At 73.9% G+C, this 26,996-nt stretch carries 28 protein-coding genes; 13 read left to right on the top strand and 15 right to left on the bottom strand.

Annotated features, from left to right (window positions below):
* Positions 1 to 280: response regulator (locus L2C96_RS41790; protein WP_237340016.1), on the bottom strand; the 280-nt coding region annotated here is incomplete at its 3' end.
* A 182-nt stretch (positions 281 to 462) separates the two neighbouring features.
* On the opposite strand from L2C96_RS41790, the gene L2C96_RS41785 reads away from it, so the two are divergent.
* The 3 genes from L2C96_RS41785 to L2C96_RS41775 all read left to right on the top strand — a co-directional run bounded on the left by L2C96_RS41785 (position 463) and on the right by L2C96_RS41775 (position 3,018).
* Positions 463 to 783: a hypothetical protein gene (locus tag L2C96_RS41785; RefSeq protein WP_237340015.1), complete on the top strand. Its 321-nt coding sequence runs from the start codon at positions 463 to 465 to the stop codon at positions 781 to 783.
* A gap of 114 nt (positions 784 to 897) precedes the next feature.
* Positions 898 to 2,250 carry a polysaccharide deacetylase family protein gene (locus tag L2C96_RS41780; RefSeq protein ID WP_237340014.1) on the top strand — a complete coding sequence of 451 codons (1,353 nt, stop codon included), beginning with the start codon at positions 898 to 900 and terminating at the stop codon, positions 2,248 to 2,250.
* 129 nt (positions 2,251 to 2,379) lie between these two features.
* The gene (locus L2C96_RS41775; RefSeq protein WP_237340013.1) at positions 2,380 to 3,018 is read left to right on the top strand and encodes a response regulator; all 639 of its coding nucleotides are present in this window, start codon (positions 2,380 to 2,382) and stop codon (positions 3,016 to 3,018) included.
* Here L2C96_RS41775 and L2C96_RS41770 read toward each other — a convergent pair.
* Genes L2C96_RS41770 through L2C96_RS41760 form a run of 3 tightly spaced genes read right to left on the bottom strand, consistent with a single transcriptional unit; the run spans position 3,015 to position 5,444 of the window.
* Positions 3,015 to 4,508, bottom strand: a complete 1,494-nt coding sequence (locus tag L2C96_RS41770; protein ID WP_237340012.1) for an FAD-dependent monooxygenase — start codon at positions 4,506 to 4,508, stop codon at positions 3,015 to 3,017. The two genes, L2C96_RS41775 and L2C96_RS41770, sit on opposite strands and share 4 nt — an antisense overlap.
* Positions 4,484 to 5,041, bottom strand: coding sequence for a hypothetical protein (locus L2C96_RS41765; RefSeq protein WP_020422867.1), 558 nt, complete (start codon positions 5,039 to 5,041; stop codon positions 4,484 to 4,486). Before L2C96_RS41765 ends, L2C96_RS41770 begins: the two co-directional genes overlap by 25 nt.
* Positions 5,042 to 5,051: 10 nt before the next feature.
* Complete coding sequence (locus tag L2C96_RS41760; protein WP_237340011.1) at positions 5,052 to 5,444, bottom strand: hypothetical protein; 393 nt, start codon at positions 5,442 to 5,444, stop codon at positions 5,052 to 5,054.
* 206 nt (positions 5,445 to 5,650) lie between these two features.
* Here L2C96_RS41760 and L2C96_RS41755 point away from each other — a divergent pair, with 206 nt between their 5' ends.
* The gene (locus L2C96_RS41755; protein ID WP_237340010.1) at positions 5,651 to 6,334 is read left to right on the top strand and encodes a phosphoribosyltransferase; all 684 of its coding nucleotides are present in this window, start codon (positions 5,651 to 5,653) and stop codon (positions 6,332 to 6,334) included.
* Here L2C96_RS41755 and L2C96_RS41750 read toward each other — a convergent pair.
* From L2C96_RS41750 to L2C96_RS45560, 4 genes are all read right to left on the bottom strand, one after another.
* Complete coding sequence (locus L2C96_RS41750; RefSeq protein ID WP_237340009.1) at positions 6,300 to 7,085, bottom strand: sulfite exporter TauE/SafE family protein; 786 nt, start codon at positions 7,083 to 7,085, stop codon at positions 6,300 to 6,302. The genes L2C96_RS41755 and L2C96_RS41750 overlap by 35 nt on opposite strands.
* A 108-nt stretch (positions 7,086 to 7,193) precedes the next feature.
* The gene (locus tag L2C96_RS41745) at positions 7,194 to 8,576 is read right to left on the bottom strand and encodes an MBL fold metallo-hydrolase (protein WP_237340008.1); all 1,383 of its coding nucleotides are present in this window, start codon (positions 8,574 to 8,576) and stop codon (positions 7,194 to 7,196) included.
* Between the two features lie 87 nt (positions 8,577 to 8,663).
* Complete coding sequence (locus L2C96_RS41740) at positions 8,664 to 8,933, bottom strand: metal-sensitive transcriptional regulator (RefSeq protein ID WP_017982580.1); 270 nt, start codon at positions 8,931 to 8,933, stop codon at positions 8,664 to 8,666.
* A gap of 25 nt (positions 8,934 to 8,958) precedes the next feature.
* A complete protein-coding gene (locus L2C96_RS45560) occupies positions 8,959 to 9,123 on the bottom strand; it encodes a DUF8730 family Cys-rich protein (protein WP_345069415.1) in 165 nt (54 codons plus the stop codon).
* Positions 9,124 to 9,461: 338 nt separating this feature from the next.
* Between L2C96_RS45560 and L2C96_RS41735 the strand changes: the two genes are divergently transcribed.
* A complete protein-coding gene (locus L2C96_RS41735) occupies positions 9,462 to 9,824 on the top strand; it encodes a BlaI/MecI/CopY family transcriptional regulator (protein WP_237340018.1) in 363 nt (120 codons plus the stop codon).
* Positions 9,821 to 10,726: a M48 family metalloprotease gene (locus L2C96_RS41730; RefSeq protein ID WP_237340007.1), complete on the top strand. Its 906-nt coding sequence runs from the start codon at positions 9,821 to 9,823 to the stop codon at positions 10,724 to 10,726. The genes L2C96_RS41735 and L2C96_RS41730 overlap by 4 nt, the downstream gene beginning before the upstream one ends.
* Before the next feature lie 127 nt (positions 10,727 to 10,853).
* Here the strand turns inward: L2C96_RS41730 and L2C96_RS41725 are convergent, their stop codons facing one another.
* The 5 genes from L2C96_RS41725 to L2C96_RS41705 all read right to left on the bottom strand — a co-directional run bounded on the left by L2C96_RS41725 (position 10,854) and on the right by L2C96_RS41705 (position 17,050).
* Positions 10,854 to 13,160 carry a heavy metal translocating P-type ATPase gene (locus L2C96_RS41725; RefSeq protein WP_237340006.1) on the bottom strand — a complete coding sequence of 769 codons (2,307 nt, stop codon included), beginning with the start codon at positions 13,158 to 13,160 and terminating at the stop codon, positions 10,854 to 10,856.
* A gap of 15 nt (positions 13,161 to 13,175) precedes the next feature.
* A complete protein-coding gene (locus tag L2C96_RS41720) occupies positions 13,176 to 14,129 on the bottom strand; it encodes a DUF8832 domain-containing protein (protein WP_237340005.1) in 954 nt (317 codons plus the stop codon).
* A 24-nt stretch (positions 14,130 to 14,153) separates the two neighbouring features.
* Positions 14,154 to 14,360, bottom strand: coding sequence for a heavy-metal-associated domain-containing protein (locus L2C96_RS41715; RefSeq protein WP_237340004.1), 207 nt, complete (start codon positions 14,358 to 14,360; stop codon positions 14,154 to 14,156).
* A gap of 20 nt (positions 14,361 to 14,380) precedes the next feature.
* Complete coding sequence (locus tag L2C96_RS41710) at positions 14,381 to 14,662, bottom strand: metal-sensitive transcriptional regulator (RefSeq protein ID WP_020422877.1); 282 nt, start codon at positions 14,660 to 14,662, stop codon at positions 14,381 to 14,383.
* Between the two features lie 69 nt (positions 14,663 to 14,731).
* Positions 14,732 to 17,050, bottom strand: coding sequence for a heavy metal translocating P-type ATPase (locus L2C96_RS41705; protein WP_237340003.1), 2,319 nt, complete (start codon positions 17,048 to 17,050; stop codon positions 14,732 to 14,734).
* Between the two features lie 164 nt (positions 17,051 to 17,214).
* On the opposite strand from L2C96_RS41705, the gene L2C96_RS41700 reads away from it, so the two are divergent.
* Positions 17,215 to 17,481: an SHOCT domain-containing protein gene (locus L2C96_RS41700; RefSeq protein WP_027936597.1), complete on the top strand. Its 267-nt coding sequence runs from the start codon at positions 17,215 to 17,217 to the stop codon at positions 17,479 to 17,481.
* 10 nt (positions 17,482 to 17,491) lie between these two features.
* Here the strand turns inward: L2C96_RS41700 and L2C96_RS41695 are convergent, their stop codons facing one another.
* Positions 17,492 to 18,061: a putative glycolipid-binding domain-containing protein gene (locus tag L2C96_RS41695; RefSeq protein WP_237340002.1), complete on the bottom strand. Its 570-nt coding sequence runs from the start codon at positions 18,059 to 18,061 to the stop codon at positions 17,492 to 17,494.
* Positions 18,062 to 18,313: 252 nt separating this feature from the next.
* Here L2C96_RS41695 and L2C96_RS41690 point away from each other — a divergent pair, with 252 nt between their 5' ends.
* The 5 genes from L2C96_RS41690 to L2C96_RS41670 are packed head-to-tail and all read left to right on the top strand — an operon-like array spanning position 18,314 to position 24,194.
* Entirely contained in the window at positions 18,314 to 19,189 is an 876-nt protein-coding gene (locus L2C96_RS41690; protein WP_237340001.1) for a DMT family transporter, read from the top strand.
* A gap of 49 nt (positions 19,190 to 19,238) precedes the next feature.
* Positions 19,239 to 19,844: a CBS domain-containing protein gene (locus L2C96_RS41685; RefSeq protein WP_237340000.1), complete on the top strand. Its 606-nt coding sequence runs from the start codon at positions 19,239 to 19,241 to the stop codon at positions 19,842 to 19,844.
* Entirely contained in the window at positions 19,844 to 20,725 is an 882-nt protein-coding gene (locus L2C96_RS41680; RefSeq protein ID WP_237339999.1) for a universal stress protein, read from the top strand. Before L2C96_RS41685 ends, L2C96_RS41680 begins: the two co-directional genes overlap by 1 nt.
* A complete protein-coding gene (locus L2C96_RS41675) occupies positions 20,722 to 23,103 on the top strand; it encodes a phosphoketolase family protein (RefSeq protein WP_237339998.1) in 2,382 nt (793 codons plus the stop codon). Before L2C96_RS41680 ends, L2C96_RS41675 begins: the two co-directional genes overlap by 4 nt.
* 5 nt (positions 23,104 to 23,108) lie before the next feature.
* On the top strand, positions 23,109 to 24,194 hold the full coding sequence (locus tag L2C96_RS41670) for an acetate/propionate family kinase (RefSeq protein WP_237340017.1): 1,086 nt from the start codon (positions 23,109 to 23,111) through the stop codon (positions 24,192 to 24,194).
* A 72-nt stretch (positions 24,195 to 24,266) separates the two neighbouring features.
* On the opposite strand, the gene L2C96_RS41665 is transcribed toward L2C96_RS41670, so the two are convergent.
* Positions 24,267 to 25,709, bottom strand: coding sequence for a bifunctional aminoglycoside phosphotransferase/ATP-binding protein (locus L2C96_RS41665; RefSeq protein WP_237339997.1), 1,443 nt, complete (start codon positions 25,707 to 25,709; stop codon positions 24,267 to 24,269).
* A 129-nt stretch (positions 25,710 to 25,838) separates the two neighbouring features.
* On the opposite strand from L2C96_RS41665, the gene L2C96_RS41660 reads away from it, so the two are divergent.
* A complete protein-coding gene (locus L2C96_RS41660; RefSeq protein WP_237339996.1) occupies positions 25,839 to 26,885 on the top strand; it encodes an NAD(P)-dependent alcohol dehydrogenase in 1,047 nt (348 codons plus the stop codon).
* Positions 26,886 to 26,996: the final 111 nt, after the last annotated feature.

Below are 26,996 nucleotides of genomic sequence, written 5' to 3'. Positions count from 1 at the left end.
TGGCGTTGAGCATGGCCTCCTCGTCGGTGTAGGAGGTCAGGATGAGGACGTTGAGTTCGGGCAGCCGGGAGCGCAGCTCGCGGCAGAGTTCGATGCCGTTGCCGTCCGGCAGGCGCACGTCGAGGACGGCGACGTCGGGGCGCAGCGCCGGGATGCGGGCCAGCGCCTGCGCGGCGGTGGACGCCTCACCGACGACCTTCAGCCCGGCATCGGCCTCGAGCAGGTCGCCGACGCCGCGGCGGACGACCTCGTGGTCGTCGACCAGGAACACAGTGATCACGGCAGTCGCCTTCCGGTGGTGGGTACTCCTCGAACGTACGGCCCCGGACCCCGTCCCGGGGGCTGCGGAAGTCACCAGCCCCGGGGCCGAAGGTCACCTGACGGCCGGTGTGGACGAAAGTCCCGGCGAGGCGCTGACCAAAGCCCCTGACCGCGGCGGCGCCGGGCCGGGACGGTGGAGGCGTGACCGCACCGACCTGCTTCTGCGGCCTGCCCGCGCCCGGACTGGGCGAGCCGGGCGTGCACGTGGAGATCGCCGGCCAGATGGATCCCGCCGCGCTCGGCTACGCCCTCGACGAGTTGCGACACCTCGCCTCGCACCACCCCGAGCCGGTGGACAGGGTGCGGCTGACGCTGCGCGCGCCCCGCCGCGCCGACCACGTGCTCGCCGAGGCCACCCTGTCGGCGGGGGACCGCGTCGTCCGCGCGCAGGGGACGGCGGGCGCCCCGCGCGGCGCCATCGACGCGATCCTGCGCCGCCTGCGCGCACCCGCGACGGCCTGACGGCGGCGCAGGGCCGTTGGTCCGGTCCGTTCGGGACCAGATGCCCTCGTCACGGACGTCCCGCCGGGGAGACGGTCCAGGCAGACCGACATCTCCGACGGAGGGGACGATCCGATGAGAACCACCAGGAAGATCACGGCGGTGCTGGCGGCGGCCGCCGCCCTCGCCGTGCCGCTGACCGCATCGGCCGCGGACGCCCCGCCCGCGTCCGCGAACGTGTTCACGCGTGCCTACGACACCACCACCAAGAACGTGACGCTCACCTTCGACGCCGACTGGTGGAGCGCCGGCAACCCCGGCGAGGTCCTGCGCATCCTGCGGGAGAACGGGATCACCGCCGCGTTCGCGCTCACCGGCCGGTACGTCGAGAAGTACCCCGACCAGACCAGGGCGCTGATCTCCGCCGGGCACAAGCTGATCAACCACAGCTACGACCACCCCTACTTCACGCAGGAGACGCAGGCCTCCCGGTGGAGCCAGCTGGACCGCGCCGAGGCCGCCTACAACCGCCTGGGCTTCACCTCGGCGGGCTGGTTCCGCGCGCCCTACCGCGACGGTTACCTGGACGCGGGGGTCAACCGCGACCTGGCCGCCCGCGGGTACTACGTCAACTACGACTGGACCTACGACACCACCGGTTACCAGGGCGCGAGCCTGGACACGATCCTGGCGCGGGTGCGCCAGTACACGGTGCCCGGCGGGACGATCCTGATGCACCTCGGTGACGACTCCACCGACACCGCCGCGCTGCCGTCGATCATCTCGACGCTGCGCGGCATGGGGTACGGCTTCACCGACCCGTACCGGTCGGTGACGAAGGGCCTGATCGGCGCGAAGTACGCCGCTCTGGGCGCCCAGCGGTCGGTACTGGGCGTGCCGCGCACCGGGGAAATGGTGGCCACCACCAGCGGCACCAGCGCGGTGCAGTGGTTCGACATCGGCCGGATCTACTGGCGCAACGACATCGGCACGTTCGAGGTGCACGGCGCGATCGGCGGCAAGTACTTCGGGATGGGGTCGGTGACGTCGTTCCTCGGGTTCCCGCGCACCGACGAGACCACCACGCCGGACCGGATCGGCCGGTTCAACCACTTCCAGGGCGGCTCGATCTACTGGAGCCCGCCGACCGGGCCGCACACCGTCTACGGCGCGATCCGCGACAAGTGGGCGTCACTGGGCTGGGAGACCGGCTTCCTCGGCTACCCAGTGTCCGACGAGGTGGCCGTCACGGGCGGCCGGGCGTCGCAGTTCCAGGGCGGCAACGTGTACTGGTCGGCGGCGACCGCCGCGCACGAGGTGCACGGGTTGATCCTGTCGCGGTACATCGCCGTGGGCGGCACGGGCAGCCGCCTCGGTCTGCCGGTGAGCGACGAGTACGGCATCAGCACCGGCCGGCGCAGCGACTTCCGGGGCGGCTTCATCACCTGGAACGCCACGACCGGAGCGGTGACGGTCACCTACTACTGACCGAAGGGCGCGGCGCGGAGGTCCCCTCGCCAGGTGACTTTGGTCCCTGGCGAAGGGGACCTTCGCCACGCCTCGCCGGTACTTCGAAGGCCTGACCTTCGGACATCGACTCGTTCGGGGAGCGCGGCGATGATCTCGGTGTTCCTGGTCGACGATCACGAAGTGGTCCGGCGCGGCGCCGCCGACCTGCTCGGCAGCGACCCGGACCTCGCGGTCGTGGGTGAGGCCACGACCGCCGCCGAGGCGCTGGCCCGCATCCCGGCCCTGCGCCCCGACGTCGCCGTCCTCGACGTGCGCCTGCCCGACGGCAACGGCATCGAACTGTGCCGCGAGCTGCGCTCCCGGCTGCCCGGGCTCAACGTCCTGATGCTCACCTCCTACACCGACGAGGAGGCCATGCTGGAGGCCATCCTCGCCGGGGCGGGCGGGTACGTCATCAAGGACATCAGGGGCGCGGGCTTGGTCGACGCCGTCCGCGACGTCGGCGCTGGACGTTCGTTGCTGGACACCCGGGCGGCCGCGACCCTGATGAACAGGCTGCGCCGGAACGTCCGGGACGAGGGGCCACTGGCGGGCCTGACCGGCCGGGAGCGCGAGATCCTGGACCTGCTCGGGGAAGGTCTCACCAACGCGCAGATCGGACGGCGCATGTTCCTCGCGGAGAAGACCGTGAAGAACTACGTCTCGCACCTGCTGGCCAAACTCGGTCTGCGGCGCCGCGCCCAGGCGGCGGTGCTCGCCACCAGGGTGCGCGAGGGCGGTCGTTAGCCGCCGGGCGCGCCGATCAGGTCGAGCCACCCCGTGACCCGGGCGGGGTCGGTGTCGCGGAAACCCACGTGGCCGTCGGGCCGGACGGCGATGATCGTCCGGGCCGGTCTGTCCGGTAGGCGGTGGACGGTGGCGCGACCGGACACCTTCGGCAGGCGGGCGTCGCGGTGCAGGAGCACGTGTACGCCGGGCGCGGCGGTGAGCTCGTGCAGCCGGACGTCCCGCCCCGCGCACCGCACGGTCTCGTCGGGCAGGCGGTCGCCCGGCCGCGGGGCGCCGATCCCCTCGGACAGCGGGCTCGACCGGTAGTTCACCCGCAGCTGCGACAACGTCCGGACGAGCGTCGCGACCAGGCGGCGGCGGTTCATCGCCACGGGAATGACCGGCGCGGCCAACGGTGCCAGGGTGCCGCGCAGGAACGCGGGCACCGGACCCGTCCCGGCCTCCGCCCAGAAGACCAGGTGCGTCAGCGCCAGCACCTGCCTCGCCACCGGGCGGCGCTCCTGCTCGTAGGACCCGAGCAGCGCCGGGAGGTCCTCCTCGTGGCGGGCGGCGTAGGCGAGTTTCCACCCCAGGTTGACCGCGTCCTGGATGCCGGTGTTCATGCCCTGCCCGCCGGCCGGCGAGTGCGCGTGGGCCGCGTCGCCGGCCAGGAACACCGGTCCCGCGCGGAATCCGGTGGCGAGCCGGTGCTGCAGGGGGATCCGCGACGACCACGCCACGTTCCGCACCCGCACGTCCAGGCCGGCGCCGGCGAGCAGGTCCCGCGGATCGGCGGCGGCGCCGTGCGGGCGCGTCGCGAGGAGGCGCCACCCGGCGGTTTCGCCGAGCGCGAACAGCATCAGCAGTCCCTCCCGGCCGGCCACGACGTGCGCGACGCCGGGCGTGAGGCCGGTGTCGAGGTCGAGGTCGGCCAGCACCGCGTCCTCCCGGTACGGGCCGCCGGGCCAGCCCAGGCCGGCCCGGGCCCGCACCGTGCTCGCCTGACCGTCGCACCCCGCGAGGAACCGGTACCGCTCCTCCCGCGCGCCCGCCGCCGAGCGCAGGGTCGCCGTCACGGAGCCGGGCACTGGCCGGAAATCGGCGAGCTCGGTGCCGCGCTCGACGCGCACGCCGCGCCGGGCCAGCGCGCCGAGGAGGACGTCCTCGACGTCCATCTGACGCAGGAGCGTGAGGTGCGGGAAGGCGGTGTCCGGCAGGTCGAGGGCGTTCAGCCGCACCCGTACCCGGCGGCGGCCCAGGTGCAGCTCGGCTTCGGGGGACCGGTCCCCGCGGTCCAGGAGCGCGCCGGCCACGCCGAGCGGCCGGAGCACCTCCAGGGTACGGGGGTGCACGATCATCGCGCGCGATGGCCGGAACGCCCCGGGCCGCCGGTCGACGATCCGCACCGCCGCGCCGTGGTCGTGCAGCATCAGCGCGGCCGTGAGCCCGGTGGGCCCGGCGCCGGCGACGAGGACGTCCGCGCTCAGGCGGCCGGGACCGGCCGCCACCAGGACTCCCGCTCGGCCGGGGCGCCCAGCTGCCCGGGGTGGGCGAGCACGTCGTCGCGCCGCTGCCCCGGCAGCACCACGTAGTCGATGGAGCCCGGAACGCTGACCAGCGCGAGCACGCGCCACAGCGACCGGGCGTAGTGCTCCGCCCGTTCCGGACCGTCCCATTCGTACACCCCGCGGTACCGGCCGCGGTCGTCGTGGGCCAGCCACAGCTTGGACGTGAAACCGGGGAACCCCACGAACAGGGGCGTGTTCAGCAGGCTTTCCCAGCGGAACAGCGTGTGACCGCGGCCGCGCACCCACCGCAGCCGGAAGGTGACGACGAGGACGCACGGGTCCCCGGGCGGACTGTCCACTGTGGTCTCGCGGTACACGACACCGGAACTGCCGTCGGCGAAGGTGAGCCGTTCGCCGACGTGGCGTCGCGGCAGGTGGATTTCGCGGCGGGCGAGCATCCGCGCGGTCTCGACGGCGCAGGCGCCGACGGCCCGCCAGGCGGCCGGCTGGGGCAGTGGTTCGTGGGCGGGCATCGCGTCTCCTTCAGGGCGTTCGCGTCCGGTCCCGGCCTTCGGCCGCGGCGGCCAGGCTGCCCCGGCAGGCGCGGACGAGCTGCCGGGTGACGCGGTTGTCGGGTGTGGTGCGGCAGCGCGGGCAGGTCAGGCGGACGTCGCCGGTGAGCTCGTCCACGAGCACGGTCAGGGCGCAGGCGCAGTCGCGGCACCAGCGGTGCCCGGTGATGACCACGACGTGCTGTGGCGACGCGACGCACTGGTGCAGCCAGCGGCGGTGGGTCCGGCAGGTCGTGCGCTCGAACGGGTCCAGCCCGCGGTCCTCGGCGTGGTCTTCGGCGGTCATCGTGGCCGCGAGCCGCCGGTCGGCCAGGTCGGGGTAGCGGTCGGGTGCGGGCTTTGCGGTGGTGACGGGGCTGGACATCGTCCCGGTCCTTCCTCTCGTCGGGTGCTTCCGCCCAGCCTGCTCGCCGCGGCCCGGCCGCCGACACAGCCGGAGTTCCCGGTTCCCCGTGGCATTTCCGCCCCGATGGCGAGGACTTTCGTCAGGCCCCGTGACGACGGTGGGCCCTGCCGGTGAGCCCTGCCGGGTTCCAGGCTCGGGACGTGACCGCCGGAGTGGAGGCAGCGATGAGATTCACCGACCGGAGCGATGCCGGACGAGCGCTGGCGGAGCGGCTGATGGCCTTGCGCGGGGAAGACGTCGTGGTGCTGGGGTTGCCGAGGGGTGGGGTGCCGGTCGCGTTCGAGGTCGCGCGGGCGCTGCGCGCGCCCCTCGACGTCGTCGTGGTCCGCAAGCTCGGCGTGCACTGCCGGCCGGAGCTCGCGATGGGCGCCATCGGCGAGGAGGGGGTGCGCGTGGTCAACGGCGAGATCGTGCGTCGGGCCGGGGTGAGCGCCGGGGAGCTGGCCGCGGTCGAGCGGGCCGAGCGCGCCGAGTTGCGGCGCCGGGTGGAGGCGTTCCGCGCCGGGCGAGGCCGGATCGACCTGGCGGGCCGGACGGCGCTCATCGTCGACGACGGGGTGGCGACCGGTGCCACGGCCCGCGCCGCGTGCCAGGTCGCGTGGGCGCTCGGCGCGGCGCGTGTGGTGCTGGCCGTGCCGGTGGGGGAGCCGGGCGCGATCGCCGCTCTCCGCCGCGACGCCGACGAGGTCGTGTGCCTGGCGGCGCCGGCCGGGTTCACCGCGGTGGGCCAGTGGTACCACCGGCTCGGGCAGGTGTCCGACGGTGAGGTGGCCGGCCTGCTCGGGCGTTTTCCGGACCACCCCGCGAGCGGCGTCAGCTCACCGGCAGGGAGTCCGGGGCGACCGTGACCGCCACGGCGAGCCCGGCCGCCACCAGCAGGACCACCACGGCGAACGCCCGCCGGACCAGCTTCGCCGGCAGGCGGCGCGTCAGCCGCCCGCCCGCGACCGCGGCGATCGCGGCCGTCACTGCGAACACGGCGGTGACGCCCCAGTCGACGGGAGCTCCGGCGTGGGCCACCAGCCCGGCCGCCGAGTTGATCACGATGACGACCAGCGAGGTCGCGACCGCCGCGGCCGCGTCCAGGCCGAGCAGCAGGGTCAGCGCGGGGACGATGAGGAACCCGCCGCCGACCCCGAACAACCCGGTCAGCAGGCCGACGACGGCGCCGGTGCCGACGGCGGAGGGCAGGCAGGTGCGCCAGTTGACGCCCCCGCTCGTGGTGCGGCACGCGCCGCCGGCGCCCGCGCGCTCCCGCAGCATGCGCACGGCGACGACCGCCATCAGCATGGCGAACCCGAGCATCAGCAGCCGCGGCGACAGCGACCGGCCCAGTGCGGCGCCCCCGAAGGCGGCGGGGACGCCGGCCGCGCCGAAGACCAGCGCGACCCGCCACCGCACCACGCCGGCCCGCAACCGGGGCGCCACCGCGGCCGCGGAGGACAGCCCGACCACGATCAGCGCGGTGGGGACGGCGGCGGCGAGAGGCTGCCCGGCGAGGTAGACCAGGGCGGGCACCGCGAGGATCGACCCGCCCGCACCGAGCGCGCCCAGCGCCACCCCGATGAGCAGCCCGGCCAGCGCGACGACGGCGAGCACAGGTCATCCCGCCATCGGCATGGCGGCGGTTGCGCGATAGCCGCTGGCGCGGTGCACCCACACCGGGCCTGGATCGAGTTCGGGCAGCGCGACGGTGGCGAGCACGGGTCAGGCCGCCATGGGCACGCCGGCGTCGGCGGCACCCGTGAAGACGTCGTCGATGAGGACCACGGTCCGCCCGGCCCTGGCGAGCAGCGAGGCCGCGGCAGTGGCGCGGTAGCCGCTGGCGCAGTGCACCCACACCGGCCCGGCGGGGATTTCGCCGATCCGGTGGGGGAGTTCGGGCAGCGGGATGTGGACGGCGCCGCGCACGTGGCCGTCCCGCCACTCGTGCGGCAGGCGGACGTCCAGCACCACCGCGGGCGGCGGGTAGGCGCCGGCGTGACCGTGCCGGAGCGCGGCGGCCAGGTCGGCGAACGTCGCCGCGGGCAGGCTCGCCAGCAGGCCGGACCGGCCGCCCGCCCACTCCTCGGGCCCGCCACTGGCCGCGGCGGCTGGCCGGTCGATGCCGATGCGGGCCAGTTCCCGCTGAGCCTGCGCGACGTCCTCCGGGGTCTCGCCGAGCAGCGTGATCGGCGCGCCCCAGTCGATGAGCCAGCCCAGCCACGTCGCCATCGGCCCGTCGAGGCCGAGGCTCACCGTGCCGGCCAGATGCGAGTGCACGAACGCCTTGCGGGAGCGCAGGTCCACCACCCATTCGCCGTCGTCGATCCGCCGCCGCAGTTCGTCCGGTCCGGCGGTGCGGGCCGGGGTGAGGTCGATGGGATCGGGTCCGGCGGCGTTGCGGGGCCCCATGTGGGCGTAGTAGGCCGGGTAGACGTCCAGGCCGGCCAGGGTCTGCTCGACGAACTCACCCTCCGCCAGCGTCAGTGCCGGGTTGTGCCGCCGTTCGCGGCCGATCGAGGAGGCCTCGCCCTCGGCCTGCCCGGCCGAGCAGAAGCTGCCGAACCCGTGGGTGGGCCACACGGCCGCGCCGTCGGGCAGCAGGTCGGCGAGGCGGCGGGCGGACGAGTGCTGGTGGCGGGCCAGTTCGTGCGCGTGGTCCTGGCCGAGCAGGTCGGTGCGGCCGGTGGTGCCCAGCAGCAGGGACCCGCCGGTGAACACGCCCGCCGGCCCGTCCGGCCCGTCGAGGACGTAGGACAGGTGGTGGAAGGTGTGGCCGGGGGTGGCGACCGGCCGGATCCGCATCCGCCCGGACACTTCGATCACGTCCCCCTCGCGCACGGCAACGCGCTCGAACGGCACGTCGTCGGCCGCGGAGACCCCGTAGCGCGCCCCGGTGAGCCGGGCCAGGTGCAGCCCGCCGGAGACGTAGTCGTTGTGCACGTGGGTTTCCAGCACCCACGCGACGCGGACCCCGAGCCGGCCCGCCAGTGCGGCGATCCGGTCGATGTCGCGTTGCGGATCGACCACCACCGCGAGTTCTCCGTCGTGGGCGAGGTAGCTGCGGTCGCCCAGCGACGACGTCTCGATCACCCGTACATCCAGCATGGCCTTTCTCCTTCGGTTCGGCCTGGTTGGTACCCCGGGGGGTATGTGTCGGAGACACCGCGGCGCCGCGGGAACGGCGCCGGGGGGTCAGGCCAGGGCCAGGAACAGCTTTTCCAGCTCGGCTTCGGTCATCGGGGGTTCCTCCCCGCGGTCGCGTGCGGCCTGGCAGTGCCGCATCCCGCTGGCGACGATCTTGAACCCGGCGCGGTCCAGCGCGCGGGACACCGCGGCCAGCTGGGTGAGCACCTCCTGGCAGTCCCCGCCGTTCTCCATCATGCTGATCACCGCGGCCAGCTGTCCCCGCGCGCGGCGCAGCCGCACCAGCGCGTCGCCGGTCAGTTCGGGTCCCATCTCCATCAGGCCACCTCCGCCTTCCGCACGCTCATCGCCCGAACAGGCGCCGCAACGCCCCGCCCGGCTTCTCCGGCTCGGGCTCGCACCGGCAGCGCTGCCCGGCTGGCACATCGGCGAGCACTTCTTCCACGTGCTGGCCGCACCCGGCGTAGGTGGCCTTGCCGCACCGCGAACACGTCACACGACGACACATCGGTGGACCTCCTTGGTTCCGTTGGCATCCACGGTACCCCGGGGGGTATCGAGATCGCCAGTGGGAAGTCTCGTGGACCGGAGGTGTGACGGGTGCGCGCTGTGGCGGGAAAGTCCACACTGGACCTGGTCGGGTGCGGGGGCGGAACGAGCCGCGCCCCGCACCCGCGCGGGGCGTGCACCGGGAGGGGGGCCCGTGCACGCGGGTGCGCGTCGTGAAACGCGATCACCGCGCGGCTGATACTAGGTGAGGTAGTAGGAACAGGCAACCGTCCTCCTCGCAGGCGCCCCGGACGGCCGGTTATCGTGGACGCTCCCGGTGGCGGAGCGGAGGTGGGGATGTTCGGTCTCGGCGACCTGGAGTCCTCGGTCATGGACGTGCTGTGGCGCGTCGCGGAGCCGGTCAAGGTCCGGGAGGTCCTGGAACGGCTCAGCACCCCGCGGCAGCTGGCCTACACAACCGTGATGACTGTGCTCGACAACCTCCACCGCAAGGGCTGGGTCGAGCGTGCGCTCGACGGCAAGGCCTACCGCTACCAGCCCGCGCTCAGCCGGGAGGAGGCGGCCGCCCGCGCGCTGCGGACCATCCTGGATTCCTCCGGCGACCCCGAGGCGGTGCTGCTGCACTTCGCGCAGTCGGCGTCCGAGGAGGAAGTCGACGTCCTGCGCAAGGGCCTGCGCCGGAAGGCACGGAAGCGGTGATCGTCGCCCTGTCCCTGCTCGCCGGCGCGGTGTCGGCGAGCTGGTGGATGCCGCGGTGGCTGCGGGCGCGCGACCTGCGGCGCCGTGACCCGGTGCTGCTGATCCTGTGCTGGGTGCTGTCCGCGTTCGGGGTGGCGCTCGCCGCCGTCACGGGCGTGGTGCTGCTGCTCCTGCCCGCCCACGGCTCGTTCGGCCCGCTGCTCGCGGCGATCACCGGTTGCTGGGACGCGCTGCAGCACGGCTCGCCGCCCGCGGTCGAACAGGCCGGCGGCGCGCTGGGTCTCGCCCTGCTCGGGGCCGCCGCCTGCCGCCTGCTCGTCGTCGGCGCCCGCGGTATCCGGCGCCGCGCCCGGCTCCGGCGGGAGCACCTGGCCGCGTTGCGGCTCGCGGGGCGCGCGGACGGTGAGGCCACGGTGTGGCTGGCGCACGACCGGCCGCTGGCGTTCAGCCTCGGCGGACGGCGGGGCGTCGTCGTCGCCACCGAAGGGCTGCGCCGCCACCTCGACCGCGACGCCGTGGCCGCGGTGCTGGTGCACGGGCGCGCGCATCTGGCCGGGCGGCACCACCAGCTGGTCGCCCTCGCCGACGCGCTCCGCACGGCCCGCCGTTCCTGCCGTTGCTCCGCGAAGCGCCCGCCGCGCTGCGGGAACTGGTGGAGCTCGCCGCCGACGTCACCGCCACCCGCCGGTGCGGGCCGCGCGCGGTGCGCTCGGCGCTGGTGGGGGTGTCCGGTTGCGGTACGCCGGCGATCGCGCTGGCCATGGCGCGGGACGCGGTGGACGTGCGGCTCGCGCGTCTGGACTGGGGCGGAGTGCCGTCCGGGGGAGTGCGCCGCCTGGCTGTCCGTGGGGCGGCCGGCGTCATCGCGGCGCTGCTGCCGTTCGTCGTGGGCGCGGCCCTGACGATCTCCGCCGCCCTGACGGCGTGCCTGCTCGGGCTGGTCTGAGTTCTCGCCGGGGTGGCGCTGACGAGATGCGCCGCAGCGAAGGACCGCGGCCGGCGCCCGCCGGCCGCGGTCTCCGTCCCCGGTCAGCCGACCGCGACCGGTTCCTCCGCCGCCCGCCGCGCGATGCCCTCGCCCGCGTGGGTGGTGGTGCCGCGGAAACCACGCAGCCGCAGGCTGTTGCTGACCACGAAGACCGAGCTGAACGCCATCGCGGCGCCCGCGATCATCGGGTTGAGCAGGCCGGCGGCGGCCAGCGGCAGGGCCGCCACGTTGTAGGCGAAGGCCCAGAACAGGTTGCCCTTGATCGTGCGCAGGGTCCGCCGGGACAACCGGATCGCGTCGGCCGCCACCCGCAGGTCGCCGCGCACCAGGGTCAGGTCGCTCGCCTCGATCGCGACGTCGGTGCCGGTGCCCATCGCCAGGCCGAGGTCGGCCTGGGCGAGCGCGGCGGCGTCGTTGACCCCGTCGCCGACCATCGCCACGACCTCGCCCTCGTCCTGCAGCCGCTTGACCACGTCGACCTTGTCGGCTGGCAGGACCTCGGCGATCACCGTGTCGATCCCGACCTCCGCGGCGACCGCCTCGGCCGCGGCCCGGTTGTCGCCGGTGAGCAGGATCGGGGTGAGCCCGAGCCCGCGCAGCTGCCGGATCGCCTCGGCGGAGGTGGGTTTGACGGTGTCGGCGACCACCAGCACCGCCCGCGCCCGCCCGTCCCAGCCGACCGCGACCGCCGTGCCGCCGCGCTGCTCGGCCGCGGCCTTGGCCTCGGCGAGGCCGGGGGAGAGGTGCTGGCTCCAGTCGGCCAGTAGCGCGGTGCGGCCGACGAGCACGGCCTTGCCGTCGACGATCCCTTGCACGCCAAGGCCTTCGACGTTGGTGAAGCCTTCGACGGCGGGCAGCTCGCCAACCCGTTCCCGGGCTCCGGCGGCGATCGCCTGCGCGATGGGGTGCTCGGAAGCGTTCTCCAGAGCGCCCGCCAGCCGCAGCACCTCGTCGGCGTCCACACCGTCGGCGGCGTGCACGCCGGTCAGTGCCATCTTGCCGGTGGTGACCGTGCCGGTCTTGTCCAGCACGATCGTGTCGACGCGGCGGGTGGACTCCAGCACCTCCGGGCCCTTGATCAGGATGCCCAGCTGGGCGCCCCGCCCGGTGCCGACCAGCAGCGCGGTCGGCGTGGCCAGGCCCAGCGCGCACGGGCAGGCGATGATCAGCACCGCCACCGCGGCGGTGAACGCCGCGGACACCGTGCCGCCCGCGCCGAGCCAGAACGCCAGGGTGCCGGCCGCGAGTGCGATGACGATCGGCACGAACACCGCCGAGACCCGGTCGGCCAGCCGTTGCACGGCCGCCTTGCCGGTCTGCGCTTCCTCGACCAGTTTCGCCATCTGCGCCAGCTGCGTGTCCGCGCCGACCCGCGTCGCCCGCACGACCAGCCTGCCGCCGGAGTTCACGGTCGCGCCGGTGACCGCGTCGCCCGGCCCGACCTCGACCGGCACGGACTCGCCGGTGAGCATGCTCGCGTCGACCGCGGAGCTGCCGTCTTCGACCACGCCGTCGGTGGCGATCTTCTCGCCGGGCCGGACCACGAAGCGGTCGCCCACGGCCAGCTGCTCGACCGGGATGCGGACTTCCCGGCCGCCGCGCAGCACCGCCACCTCCTTGGCGCCGAGTTCGAGCAGCGCCCGCAACGCGGCCCCGGCCCGCCGCTTCGAGCGGGCCTCGAAGTAGCGGCCGGCGAGGATGAACGTGGTCACCCCGGCCGCGACCTCGAGGTAGATGTTGCCGTCCCCGCTGATCCGCTGAATGGTCAGCTCGAACGGGTGCGTCATGCCGGGCACGCCGGCGCTGCCGAACAGCAGCGCGTAGAGCGACCAGGCGAACGCCGCGAGCGTGCCCATCGAGATCAGCGTGTCCATCGTGGCCGCGCCGTGGCGCAGGTTCGCCCACGCGGCGCGGTGGAACGGCCACGCGCCCCAGACGATCACCGGTGCGGCGAGCGTGAGGGAGATCCACTGCCAGTAGGTGAACTGCAGCGCCGGGACCATCGCCAGCACGACCACCGGCACCGACAGCACCAGCGAGCCGATCAGCCGCTGCCGCAACGACCGCGACGGGTCCTCCTCGGCGGTGTCCGGCTCCGCGGGTTCCGGCCGCGGCAGGGTCGCCGTGTAGCCCGCCGCCTCGACCTGCTCGACCAGGGTGGCCGGGTCGAGGCCGGCGGGGAAACTGACCTTCGCCTTCTCGGTCGCGTAGTTGACGGTCGCGGTGACGCCGTCGAGCTTGTTGAGCTTGCGTTCGATCCGCATCGCGCACGAGGCGCAGGTCATGCCGCCGATCGCCAGTTCGACGTCCTGGGCGGCCTGCGGGCGGTTCCGCACATCCGAAGTCATCGTGGTTCTCCTCGATCAGCCGTGGCTGTGGCCGTGGCCGTCGCCGGTGGCGGGCGGTGCGGGCGGTGCGGTGGGCGCGCTGCCCGCGGTCGGCACGGTGAACTCGGCCGTGCGGACCTGGCCCGCGTGCTGGAAGTCGAGGAAGAGCCGGTAGGTGCCGGCGGAGGGGACTTCGGCGTGGAAGGTGACGCCCGGCCCCGGCTTCGTCGTCCCGTCGCCAGGGCTGCCGTCCGGGTGGACGTGCAGGTAGGCGAGGTCGCCTTCGCGCAGCGCCACCAGGTGCCCGTAGGCGCCGAGGTAGGGCTGCAGGTCGGTGACGTCGTGGCCGTCCTTGGTGACGGTGGCCGTCACCTTCGACGTGCGTCCCGGGGTCAGTTCGCCGTCGAGCCGGACCTCGTAGCCGTCCACCCGCGCCACGCGTGTCGCCGGGTGGTGGGCCGGCTGGAAGTCGCCCGCCGCCGCCAGGTCGACGCCCAGGGTGGTGGCCTGGCCGCCGGTGGGCTTGAAGTCGGCGAAGGCGCGGTAGCTGCCGGCGTCGGCGACGGCCAGCGGCACGGTCCAGGTGCCGTCACCGGCCATCTCCGGGTGGATGTGCTGGAACCCGGCGGTGTCGCGGCGCACCACGATGAGGTGCATGCGCTTCTCGTGCTCGACGTCGAACGCGGTGACCGCGTTGCCGTCCGGTCCGGTGATCCGGAAGGAGAACTCCTCGGTGGTCCCGGTGGTGAGCGTCGTGCGGGTGGGCGTGAGGGTGTAACCGCCCCTGGACGACGCCAGCCCCGCGGGCTGGTCGGGTTGCGTGGTCTCCGCGACAGTGCCGCTGTGGCTGTCCCCGTGCGCGGCGTCCTCGGCGCCACGCGTGCCAGCTTCGCTGGTGACGGGACCGACAGCGGTGCCGATCGCCCAGCCGCCTCCGGCGACCAGGGCGAGCGCCGCACCGCAGGCGGAGAGCTTCCCTGCAGTGTTCATGACATTCCTGTCCTCGGGCTGCCGCTACGCGGTCAGCTGGTAACCGGCTTCTTCGACGGCGGCGCGGACCGCGTCGGTGGTGAGCTCGTGCTCGCTGGTGATGGTGACCCGTCCGGTGGGCAGGTCGACGGCCACGTCGGTGACGCCGTCGATCTCCCGGACCTCCTCGGTCACCGAGCGCACGCAGTGCTCGCAGGTCATGCCGGTCACGGTGTAGGTCTGCTCGCTCATGGCTCTCCTTCTTCCGGTCGTCAGGAACGGACCAGCCGGGCGATGGCTTCGCTGGCCTCGCGCACCTTCGCGTCGGCCGTGTCGCCGCCGACGGCGATCGCTTCGGCCACGCAGTGCTTGAGGTGCTCGTCCATCAGGCCCAGCGACACCGACTGGAGGGCCTTCGTGGCCGCGGCGATCTGCGTGAGCACGTCGATGCAGTACTCGTCGTTCTCGACCATCCGCTGCAGGCCCCGGATCTGCCCTTCGATCCGGCGCAGCCGGGTGAGGTAGCCGTCCTTGTCGCTGGTGTAACCCCGCATCGTTCCTTCTCCTCACGTCGGCCCGGGTGGCGCCGACAGGAGAATTTATACCCTAGGGGGGTACCGTAGTCAAACGACGGGGAGGCGGAGCCGGTTGAGCGCCAGCGCGTTGAGGGCGACGATCACGCTGGACCCGGACATCGACAGGGCGGCGATCTCCGGGCGGAGCACGAGCCCGAAGGCGGGTTCGAACACGCCAGCGGCGATCGGCAGCGCGAGGGCGTTGTAGCCGATGGCCCAGGCGAGGTTCTGCCGCATCTTGCGCAGGGTGCCGCGGCCGATCCGCAGCGCGGCCGGCACGCCGAGCGGGTCGGAGCGCATGAGCACGACGTCGGCGGTCTCGATGGCGACGTCGGTGCCGGCGCCGATCGCGATCCCCAGATCGGCCTGGGCCAGTGCGGGGGCGTCATTGACGCCGTCGCCGACCATCGCGACGCGGCGGCCGTCGCGCTGCAGGGCGGCGACCTGCGCCGCCTTGTCCTTAGGCAGCACCTCGGCGAGCACGGTGTCGATGCCCAGCTGGCGGGCGATGCGGTGCGCGGTCGCCCGGTTGTCGCCGGTGAGCATCACGACCTCGGCGCCGAGTTCGTGCAGTCCGGCGACGGCGGCCGCGGAGGTGTCCCGGACGGCGTCGGCGACACCGATCACCCCCGCCGCGACCCCGTCGACGGCGACCATGATCGCGGTCTGCCCGCCGCCGGCCAGCTGCTCGCGCCCCGCGGTCATGGCGCCGGCGTCGATGCCTTCCCGGTCGAGCAGCCGCTGGTTGCCGACCACCACGCGGTGGCCGTCGACCTCGGCGATCGCGCCGTGCCCCGGGACGTTCTCGAACCGCTGCGTGCGCGGCGCGTCCAGCCCGCGGCCTTCGGCGTGGTGGACGATCGCCTTCGCCAGCGGGTGCTCGGACTCCCGCTCGACGGCGGCGGCCAGGCGCAGCAGCTCGTCCTCGCCGACGCTGCTGTCCGCGCTGCCGGTGACCACCGCGGTGACCTCCGGCTCGCCCTTGGTGAGGGTGCCGGTCTTGTCCACCACCACGACCTCGATGCGCGCGGCGGTCTCCAGTGCGATGGCGTTCTTGAACAGCACGCCGCGCCGGGCGCCGAGCCCGGTGCCGACCATGACCGCGGTCGGGGTGGCGAGGCCGAGCGCGTCGGGGCAGGTGATCACCACGACGGTGATGGCGAACAGGATCGCGGTGGCGAAGGTGCTGCCGGTGGCCAGCCACACCGCGAGCGTCGCGGTGCCGCCGGCGAGGGCGACCAGGACCAGCCAGAACGCGGCGCGGTCGGCGAGGCGCTGGCCGGGGGCCTTGGAGTTCTGCGCCTCCTGCACGAGCTGGACGATCTGGGCCAGCGCGGTGTCCGAGCCGACCTTGGTGGCCCGCACGCGCAGCGTGCCGTTGACGTTGATGGTCGCGCCGATGACCGCCGACCCGCGGGTCTTGTGCACCGGGAGGCTTTCCCCGGTGACCATCGACTCGTCGACCTCGCTTTCGCCGTCCTCGACGACACCGTCCACGGCGATCTTCGCGCCCGGCCGCACCAGCAGCAGGTCGCCCACCACGACCTCCGCGGTCGCGACCTCTGCCGGTTCCCCGTCCCGGATCACCAGCGCCCGGGGCGGGGCGAGGTCGAGGAGGGTGCGGATGGCGTCGTTGGCCCCGCCGCGGGCGCGCATCTCGAACCAGTGGCCCAGCAGCACGAACGCGGCCAGCACGGTGGCGGCCTCGTAGAAGACCTCGCCGCCTCCGGAGAGTGTGATCGCGAGCGAGTAAAGCCACCCCGCTCCGACGGCCACCGCGACCAGCACCATCATGTCGAGTGTGCGGGCCCGCAACGCGCGCGCGGCCCCGGCGAAGAAGATCCACGACGAGTATCCGACGACCGGCAGGCTGAGCAGCAGCGCCCAGACGTCCTGACGCACGCCGAACGGGGTCGGCAGGTGCAGGCCGAACACCTCGCTGCCGATCGGCGACCACAGCACGATCGGGACGGAGAACAGCGCGGCGACCAGGAAACGGTTGCGCATGTCGGCGACCATCGCCGCCATCGGCATCCCGGCGTGACCCACTGCGCTGGGCTGCCCGCCCGGCTCGGCCATCGGGTCGCAGACGTGGTGGGGCACCGACTGCCCCGCGCAGTGGTAGCCGCAGTCGGTCACCCAGTCCCGCAACTCGGCGACCGAAGTCCGCTCTGGATCGAACACGACCGTCGCCGTCTGGGCCACCGGGTTGGCCTCGACGCCGAGCACCCCGGGACGCCGGCCAAGGACCGCGGTGACCACGTTCTGCTCGGAGGCCCACTGGACGCCGCTGACGCCGAGCACGACGGTGCTCGCGCCCGGTGCGGTTCGCGGGCGTTGCTCCGTGTGCTCGCCGTGGGAACGCATGGCCGTTCTCGCTTCCGCGCAGTTTCCGGAGTCTACTACGACGGTTCGTAGATCAGGCGGCACGCGCGCGTGGCTGGGGACCTTGTGCCCTCGGGGAGGCGACCTCGGACCGTCCCGCTCCGGCGGGTGGCCGCGCATGCTGGGGGCTCGGGAAGGAGCCGGCGATGATGTACTGGTACGGGAACGGAATGAGCGGCTGGGGTATGGCCCTCATGACCATCGGCAACGTGGCGCTGTGGGCGCTGGTGATCGTGGCTGTCGTCCTGGTGGTCCGCGCGCTGCAGCGGCGGCCAGGTCCGGAGGACCGGGAACGGCCGACGCCGGAGCAGCTGCTGGCCGAGCGCTTCGCCCGCGGCGAGATCGACGAGCAGACCTACTTGCGTGACTTCGAGACGCTGCGGCAGACCGGGCACTCCACACTGGACCGTTGACCGCGGTCCATCACTGGACCCGGACGGCGATGCCCGGGTAGTCGAGGATGAGGCCGTGCCGGTCGTAGGTCAGGCGGCAGGTGAAGTCGAATTCCGGCGCGGCGTAGTCGTAGTGCTCGTCGTCCGACCGGGAGTAGCTCTGGTCCAGGCGGTCGACCGCGAGCCCGACCGCGCGGACGTACGCGGCCGGCGCCGGGACCGGCCGCCCGGCCGGGAACCGCAGCCGGTGCACGGGGAAGGTGTTGGTCATCGCCGAGGCCTCCAGGTCGAGGTCCAGGCAGCCCTGCAACTGGGGCGCGGCGACGCCGTCCACCTGCCAGTGACCGTCACCGTCGGCCTCGATGAGCCTGACCCGGGTGGCGGCGCCGCTGCGGCCGGTGATCCGCGCGGACCTGGTCCGCCACGACTCGTCGAGGTGGATCACGTAGTCGACGATCCAGGACTCGCCGTCCTCGGTGGCGGTGGTGACGCCCTCCACCCGGACCCCGCCACGCTCCTCGGCGAAGAACGCGACTTCGAACCCGGCGCGGGCCCCCTCGTGCCGCCAGGACGCGACCAGGGGCAGAGGATCGAATGACATCGGCAACCTCCGTGCGGTCGGTACCGGGACAACTGACCGGCGCGCTGGGTGGTTCCCGGTCGCTTCGTCCGGCCACTGTCAGTCCTGGTGGCGGACGCGGGCCAGGCTTGCTCAGGCGTGCGGTGGAAGCGTCTCCGGATTGGCCGGTGCCACTCGCGCGCTGACCAACGGCGGCCGGACGGGGACGAAGGTCACTGGCCGGGCGGCGGGAGCGTCCCGCATGCTCGGCCCAGTCGGCCGGGAGGAACTGCTGTGGTGGTCTGCGTGGTGCTGGCGGTGCTGGCCGCGGCGGCCAACGCCGCCGGGTCGGTCCTGCAGCGGCAGGCCGCGCGGAACGAGCCCGCGGACGGGCACCTGACCATCCGCCTGCTGTGGGACCTGGCGAAACAGCCGGCCTGGGGGTTCGGCGTCACCTCGATGGTGGCCGGGTCCGTGCTCCAGGCCCTGGCGCTGGCGGCCGGCCCGATCGTGCTGGTCCAGCCGATCCTGATCGGCGAGCTGGCGTTCGTCCTGGTCCTGACCGCGATCCTGCGCCGTCGCCGCCTCGGGCTCGGCGAATGGCTGCCCGTCGCGGGCGTCGGCGGTGGCGTCGTGGTCCTGCTCGCCGCCTTGCGGCCGTCCGGCGGCGATCCGCTCGCGGCGCCCGCGGGCGGATGGCTGGCGGGCTGCCTGGCCACCACCACCCTGGTCGCCGTCCTGGTGCACCGCGGGGCCGCCGTGAGCGCCGGCGGCCGCCGCGCGCTGCTGCTCGGCAGCGCGGCCGGGGCGTGGTTCGGGTTCACCGCCGTCCTGGTGTCGGCGGTCATGGCCGCGGTGCGCGACCCGTCCGCCACGGTGCTGTCGACCTGGCAGTTCTACGCGGTGCTGGTCGCCGCGCCGCTGGGGTTCTTCCTGCTGCAGAACACGCTCCGCGCGGGGAGCCTGACCGCGTCCCAGCCGGGCCTGACCCTGGTCAACCCGCTCGTGGCGCTGCTGTGGGGCGTGGCCGTGTTCGGGGAGAACGTTCGCGGCGGCGCCTGGGTGCTCCTCGAACTGGGTGCGGGGGCCGCGATCGTGGCGGGGACGATCGGCCTGGCCCGCTCCCCGCTGCTGGCCGCGCACGAGAGGGCCGGAAGTCCCTCCTCCTGATGACCATGGCCCGCTGTGCGGCCTGCTCCGGCTTCCTAGCGTGGAACCCATGCGAGCACAGGACATCATGAGCCGGCCGGTCACGACCGTGACGCCGCGGACCTCGGCGAAGGAGGCGGCGCGGATTCTGTCGTCCCGCGGGTTCACCGCCCTGCCGGTCGTGGACGACGACGAACGGCTGGTCGGCATCGTCACCGAGGCCGACCTGGTCGCCGACCGGCTGCCCCGCGACCCGCGGACCCACGAGGACCGGACGGACCGCGCGCCGGGCGCCACCGTGGGCGAGGTGATGACCACGCCGGCCACCGCGATGCCCCCGGGCGCCGACCTGGCCACGCTCAGCCGCGCCCTGCTGGACGCCCGGATCCGCGCCATGCCCATCGCCGAGGGCGGCCAGGTCGTCGGCATCGTCACCCGCGGCGACATCGTGCGGGTCTTCGCCCGCAGCGACAGCGAGATCGCCGGCGACGTGCGCCGGCATCTGTGCCTTTACGGCGGCCCCGACCGCTGGCACGTGGAGGTGCGCGACGGCGTGGTGCACATCGCCGACGAGTTCGACGACGAGACCGACCGCCACGTGGCGACCGTGCTGGCCGAGGCCGTGCCCGGCGTCGTCAGCGCCAGCGCCGTGGCGGCGCACCCGGGAGGGATCTGATGAACGGCAACGCGATCGTCGTCGGCGTGGACGGCTCCGAGGAGGCCACGCGTGCCCTGCGGTGGGCCGCCGAGGCGGCCCGGCAGCGCCACGAACCCCTGCGCATCGTCCACGGCTTCGCGCCGATCACCGGCTTCGACGGCGCGGGTCTCGCGGTACTGCAGCAGGCCTACGACGAGCTGGTCAAGGCGGCCGACGACCTGGTCGCCGACGCCGTCCGGACCGCCCGCGAAGCCGGGGGCACGGACCTGACGATCACCACGGGCCGGCCGACCGAGACCGGAGCGCTGGCCCTGATCGAGGCCTCCCGCACCGCCCGGACTGTCGTCCTCGGCTGTTCCGGCACCGGCGGGTTCGCCGGGATGCTGGTCGGCTCGACGACCGTCGAGGTCGCCGCGCACGCGCGGTGCCCGGTGGTGGTCGTCCGCGGACGGGAGAACGCGGAGGGCCCGGTGGTCGTCGGCGTCGACGGCAGCCCGGTCGGCGAGCGCGCCCTCGCGGCCGCGTTCGAGGAGGCGTCGTGGCGCGGCGCCGGCCTGGTGGCGGTGCACGTCTGGTCCGATGTGGACTTCGCCGGCTACCCGTCGATGGTGCCGATCGCGCTGGACTGGGAGGAGAGCGCCGCCGACGAGCGGCGGCTGCTGGCCGAGCGGCTCGCCGGGTGGCAGGAGAAGTACCCCGACGTGCGGGTCGAGCGCGTCGTCGCGCGGGACCGGCCGCGGCACCAGCTACTGAGCTGGAGCGCGCATGCCCAGCTGGTCGTCGTGGGCAGTCGCGGCCGGGGCGGGTTCAGCGGTCTGCTGCTGGGCTCGACCAGCCAGGCGCTGATCCACCACGCGCAGTGCCCGGTGATGATCGTCCGCCCGCGGCCCGGCTCGTGAGCACCACCGAGGCGCCGTCACGCGCCGCACTCACCGGTCGCGAACTGTCCCAAGTGGACTGCCAGTGGCGCGCCGCGAACTACCTCGCGGCGGGCCAGATCTACCTGATGGACAACCCGCTGCTGCGCGAGCCGCTGACGCCGGGGCACGTCAAGCCGCGGCTGCTCGGGCACTGGGGCACCTCGCCCGGACTGACCTTCGTCTACGCGCACCTCAACCGCGCCATCGTGGCGCACGACCTGGACGCGATCTTCGTGACCGGGCCGGGGCACGGCGGGCCGGCGCTGCTGGCGCACACCTGGCTGGAGGGCAGCTACCCCGAACTGACGCCGGACGTCACGCAGGACGTGGCGGGGATGCGGACGCTGTTCCGCGAGTTCTCGTTTCCCGGCGGGGTGCCCAGCCACGTCGCCCCGGTGGTGCCGGGCTCGATCCACGAGGGCGGCGAACTGGGCTACTCGCTGGCGCACGCGTACGGCGCCGCGTTCGACAACCCGGACCTGCTGGTCGCCTGTGTGATCGGCGATGGCGAAGCCGAGACAGGGCCGCTGGCCGCGAGCTGGCACGCGAACAAGTTCCTCGACCCGGTGCACGACGGCGCGGTGCTGCCGGTCCTGCACCTCAACGGTTACAAGATCGCCAACCCGACGGTCCTGTCCCGGATCCCGCGCGACGAGCTCGACGACCTGCTGCGGGGTTACGGCTACCGGCCCTACCACGTCGAAGGCTCCGACCCGGCGACAATGCACCAGGCGATGGCCGCGACGCTTGACGACGTCGTCGCCGAGATCAGGGACATCCAGGCCGCGGCGCGATCCGGCGCCGCGACCGGGCGGCCGCGGTGGCCGGTGATCGTGCTGCGCAGCCCCAAGGGCTGGACCGGCCCGTCCGAAGTGGACGGTGTGCCGGTGGAAGGGACGTGGCGCGCGCACCAGGTGCCGCTGCCCGCCGTGCGGGAGAACCCGGACCACCTGGCGGCGCTGGAACGCTGGCTGCGGTCCTACCGGCCGGAGGAGCTGTTCGACGCTGACGGCCGCCCCACGCCGGAGGTGACCGCGCTGATCCCGTCCGGCACCCGGCGGATGGGCGCCAGCCCGCACGCCAACGGCGGCGCGCTGCTGCGGCCGCTCGACCTGCCCGATCCGCGCGACCACGCGCCGCGGGTCACCGAACCGGGCACGAGCGTGCACGAACCGACCCGCGTGCTGGGCCGCTACCTGCGGGAGGTGGCCGAGCGCAGCGCGGGCAGGCGGAACTTCCGGCTGTTTGGCCCGGACGAGACGGCCTCCAACCGCCTCGACGCGGTCTACCAGGCCACCGGAAAGGGCTGGCAGGCCGCGATCGAACCGGTCGACGAGCACCTGTCCCGCGACGGCCGGGTGCTGGAGGTGCTGTCGGAGCACCTGTGCCAGGGCTGGCTGGAGGGCTACCTGCTCACCGGGCGGCACGGGCTGTTCTCCTGCTACGAGGCGTTCGTGCACATCGTCGACTCGATGGTGAACCAGCACATCAAGTGGCTGCGCAGCTCACGGGACATCCCGTGGCGGCGCCCGGTGGCGTCGCTGAACTACCTTCTCACCTCCCACGTGTGGCGGCAGGACCACAACGGCTTCTCGCACCAGGACCCTGGCTTCATCGACCACGTGGCCAACAAGAGCAGCGAGGTCGTGCGGGTGTACCTGCCCCCGGACACGAACACGCTGCTGACCGTCGCCGACCACTGCCTGCGCAGCCGGGACTACGTCAACGTCATCGTGGCGGGCAAGAACGACACCCCGGACTGGCTCGACGCCGAGCAGGCCGCGCTGCACTGCGCCCGCGGCGCCGGGATCTGGGAGTGGGCGAGCACCCACCCCGGCCACGAGCCCGACGTGGTGCTGGCGTGCGCGGGTGACGCCCCGACGCTGGAGGTGCTGGCCGCGGTCACCCTGCTGCGGGAGCACCTGCCGGAGCTGGCGGTGCGGGTGGTGAACGTGGTCGACCTGATGCGGCTGCAGCCGGACACCGAGCACCCGCACGGCATGACCGACCGCGAGTTCGACGCGTTGTTCACGCGGGACCGGCCGGTGATCTTCGCCTACCACGGCTACCCGTGGCTGATCCACCGGCTGGCCTACCGCCGCGCCAACCACGCGGGGCTGCACGTGCGGGGCTACAAGGAGCGCGGGACGACCACGACGCCGTTCGACATGCTGGTGCTCAATGACATGGACCGGTTCCAGCTGGTGATCGACGTGATCGACCGGGTGCCCGGGCTGCTGCGGACGGCGGGCACGACCCGGCAGGCGATGGCCGACGCGCGCACCCGGCACCGCCGGTGGATCCGCGAGCACGGCGAGGACCTGCCGGAGGTCCGCGAGTGGCGCTGGACCCGGTGAGCGCGATGCGGGTGCTGACCCTCAACCCCGGGTCGTCGTCGCTGAAGGCCGCCCTGCACGACGGCGACGTGGTGGACAGCCGCACGTGGCAGGCGGCGGACGCCCGCGCCGACGAGCGGGCCGTGTCCGAGGCGCTGGCGGAGTGGGGGCCGCCCGGCTGCGTGGCGGTCCGGTTCGTGCACGGCGGGTCCCGGCCGGGGCCGGTCGTGCTCGACGACGCGGTGTTGCGCGAACTGGAGCGACTCACCCCGCTGGCGCCGTTGCACCAGCCGTTGTCGGTCGACGTCGCCCGAGTGGTGCGCCGGCTGCTGCCGGGCACGCCGGTCGTGGGCTGCTTCGACACGTCCTTCCACACCGGACTGCCGCCGGGCGCCGCGCGCTACCCGCTGCCGCGGGCGTGGACGAGCCAGAACCGGTTGCGCCGCTACGGTTTCCACGGGCTGTCGTGCCGTCACGCGCTGCGCCGGGCCGCGGAACTGCTCGGCCGCGCCGAGGACGACCTGCGGCTGGTGGTCGCGCACATCGGGGCCGGCGTGTCGGTCACCGCGATCCGTGGTGGCGCGAGTGTGGACACCTCGATGGGCTTCACGGCCTTGGAGGGCGCGGCGATGGCGACCCGGTCCGGCTCGGTCGATCCCGGGTTGCTGCTGCACGTGCTCGAAACCGGCGAGGTCACCGTGCCGCAGCTGGCGCACGTGCTCCACCGCGAGTCCGGGCTGGCCGGGATGACCGGCACGTCGGGCGACGTGCGGGAAGTGCTCGCGGCGCGGGACGGCGGGGACCGCGACGCCCGGGAGGCGCTGGAGGTGTACGTGCACCGGCTTCGGCGGGAGATCGGCGCGGCGGCGATGAGCCTGGACCGCCTCGACGCGGTCGTGTTCACCGGCGGCGTGGCCGAACACCAGCCCGGCGTGGTCGGCGAGATCATCGCCGGATGCGAGGTCCTCGGCCTGCGTGCCGCCCTGCCCGGCGGAAGCGGTGACCGGGTGGTGAGTTCCGGCGACGGGCCCGCGGTGCTGGTGGTGACGGCACGCGAGGACCTCGAACTGTGCCGCGGCGCGCTGTCGCTGGTGGGGGTTCAGGCCGGGTAGGCCGTCGCGGAGGTGGGCGAGCCGGTAGTCGGCCCGCTCCGCCACCTCCGCCTGGCGCGGTCGCTGGGGGTGTCAGTCCAGGTAGGCCAGCGCCTGCGCGAGCGAGTCCTCCGTGGTGCCGGCGGTCAGGACGGTGTGCGCCTCCGGCCAGGGGTGCACGTCGCTCGCCATGTGCTGCAGGATCTCCGGCGTCGCGTCCGAGATCGAGCCGGTCCGGGTGGCCAGCCGGTGGGCGGTGACCGTCTCCGGCGCCCAGCAGCGGAGCTGCACGAGCGGGCTGCCCGCGCGCTCGGCTGCCTTCGCCGCGGCGAGGCGGTGGTGCGCCTCGGACCAGGAGGCGTCCAGCACGACGGTCTCCCCGAGCGCGAGCAGTTCGCCGGCGCGGTGCAGCATCTCGTCGTAGGTCAGTTTCGACGTCTCCGGGCCGTAGAGGCCTTCGCGGTAACCGGCGGCCGCGCTGTCCTCCGGGGTGACGCCCGCCAGTTCCTTGCGGATGCGGTCGCTGCGCAGCACCGTGGCGCCCAGCCGGTCGGCGACCGAACCGGCCAGGGTGGACTTGCCGGAGGCGGGGAGGCCGCCGACGAGGATCATCCGCGGCCGGCCGAGCCGGAGGTGGCGCAGCGCGATGTCGGCGTAGGAGCGGGCGAGTCCGGCCGCGCTGTCGTCGCCCTGGGCGAACCGGAGGCAGGCGACCTTGACGCGCACGAACGCGCGGTAGGCGATGTAGTGGTGGCGCAGCGCCGGGGGAGCGGGGTCGCCGGAGAACTCGGCGTAGTCGTCGAGGAGCTGCCCGGCGAGCCCGGCCGCGCCGAGGCGTTCGAGGTCCATGGCGAGGAAGGCGACGTCGTCGAGGCCGTCCACCCAGCGCAGCCGGTCGTCGAACTCGAGGCAGTCCAGCACGCGCGGACCGTCGTCGAGGCAGAAGATGTCGTCGGCGAGCAGGTCGCCGTGACCGTCCACCACGCGCCCGTCGCTCAGCCGCCGCTGGAACAACGCGTCCCGCCCGTCGAGGAACTCGCGGGTCAGCCGCTCGATCTCGTCGGCGGTCTCCTGGTGCAGCACGACGCCGTGGAACGGGCGGACCTGCGCGAAGCTGTCCTCCCACCGTCGCCGGATCGCCGCCCGCGAGCCCTGCTCGCTGATGCGCGGACCGCGTTCGGCGGCGGCGTGGAAGCGCGCCAGGGTCCGGGCGAGCACGCGAACGGTGTGCTCCAGTGGCGCCCCGGCACGCACCAGGGTCGACAGCCTGCGGTCCTCTGGCATGCGGAGCATCACCACCAGGTGCTCGCACACCTCGTGGTCCGGGCCGTGCATATCGGCCACACCGAGGTACACGTCGGGCGACAGGCGCCGGTTGAGCTCGACCTCCCGGTGGCACACCCGTTCCCGGGTGGCGCGGTCGGTGAAGTCGAGGAACCCGAGGTCCACCGGCTTCTTGAGCTTGTAGGCGCGGTCGCCCACGAGGAACACCGCGCCGATGTGGGTCTCGCGAACGTCGATCCCGGTCTCCGGCATGCCTCCAGGCTCGCCGCCGGTGATCGGCGGCGGAAAGGGCAGGAAGTCCCACGCCGAACGGCTCGAAGTCCCTAGTGCCGCGGCAGGCCGACGGCGACGGTGGCCGACAGGCGAATCGAAGGAGGCGCGATGCGGGCGTGGCGGTTGCCGACGTGGAAGTCCGACCCGGAACTGGTGGAGGTGGACCAGCCCCGGCCGGGCCCGGGACAGGTGGTGGTCCGGATCGGCGGGGCCGGCGCCTGCCACTCGGATCTGCACCTGATGCGGGAGTTCGGAGCGGGGCAGCTGCCCTGGGAGCCGCCCTTCACGCTGGGGCACGAGAACGCCGGATGGGTCCACGAAACCGGCGAAGGCGTCACCGGCCTGCCCGTCGGCACGCCGGTGGCGGTGCACGGGTCGTGGGGCTGCGGCGCCTGTTCCCGGTGCCTCGCCGGGCTCGACACCTACTGCGAGGATCCGGCGGCGGCGCCGATTCCGAGCGGCGGTGGTGGGCTGGGGCTGGACGGCGGCATGGCCGAGTTCATGCTCGTGCCGGAGGCCCGGCACTTGGTCCCGTTGCCGGACGGATTGGACCCGGTGACCGCGGCGCCGCTGACCGACGCCGCCCTGACCCCCTACCACGCGGTGCGCCGGTCCTGGCCGAAGCTGCCGCCGGGCAGCACCGCGGTCGTGATCGGGATCGGCGGGCTCGGGCACCTCGCGGTGCAGATCCTCAAGGCCACCACCGCGACGCGCGTCATCGCGGTGGACACCAGGGCGGCGGCGCTCGAACTCGCGGAGCGGGCCGGCGCCGATCTCGTGGTGCCCGCGGGTGGCCGGGCCGCGGACACGATCCGCGGCGCCACCGGTGGCCGGGGCGCCGACGCGGTGTTCGACTGCGTGGGCAACGACGCCACACTGGCGCTCGGCGCCGCGGCCGGCCGCATGCTGGGCGACCTGACGATCATCGGTCTCGGCGGCGGCACGCTGCCGGTGTCGTTCTTCGGCGTGCCCTACGAGATGTCGGTGCAGTCCACCTACTGGGGCAGCAGGCCCGAACTGGTCGAGGTCCTCGACCTGGCCGCGCGCGGGCTCCTGCGCGTCACCGCGATCACCTTCCCGCTGGACGAGGCGCTGGAGGCCTACCGGCGGCTGGAGGCCGGTGACGTCGTCGGCCGCGCGGTCGTCGTGCCCTGACGAGCGTCCTCAGTGGACGGTCATCAGCGCAGGGCGTCGGCCACCGTGGGGTAGATGTCGAGCACCTCGGTGAGCCCGGTGATCTCCAGCGGCCGCAGCACGCGCTGGTCG

It is taken from the genome of Amycolatopsis tucumanensis (assembly GCF_021654135.1).
Classification (GTDB): domain Bacteria; phylum Actinomycetota; class Actinomycetes; order Mycobacteriales; family Pseudonocardiaceae; genus Amycolatopsis_E; species Amycolatopsis_E tucumanensis.
The sequence above is the reverse complement of the archived record's forward strand: the minus strand, read 5'-3'. Positions and strand labels throughout refer to the sequence as shown.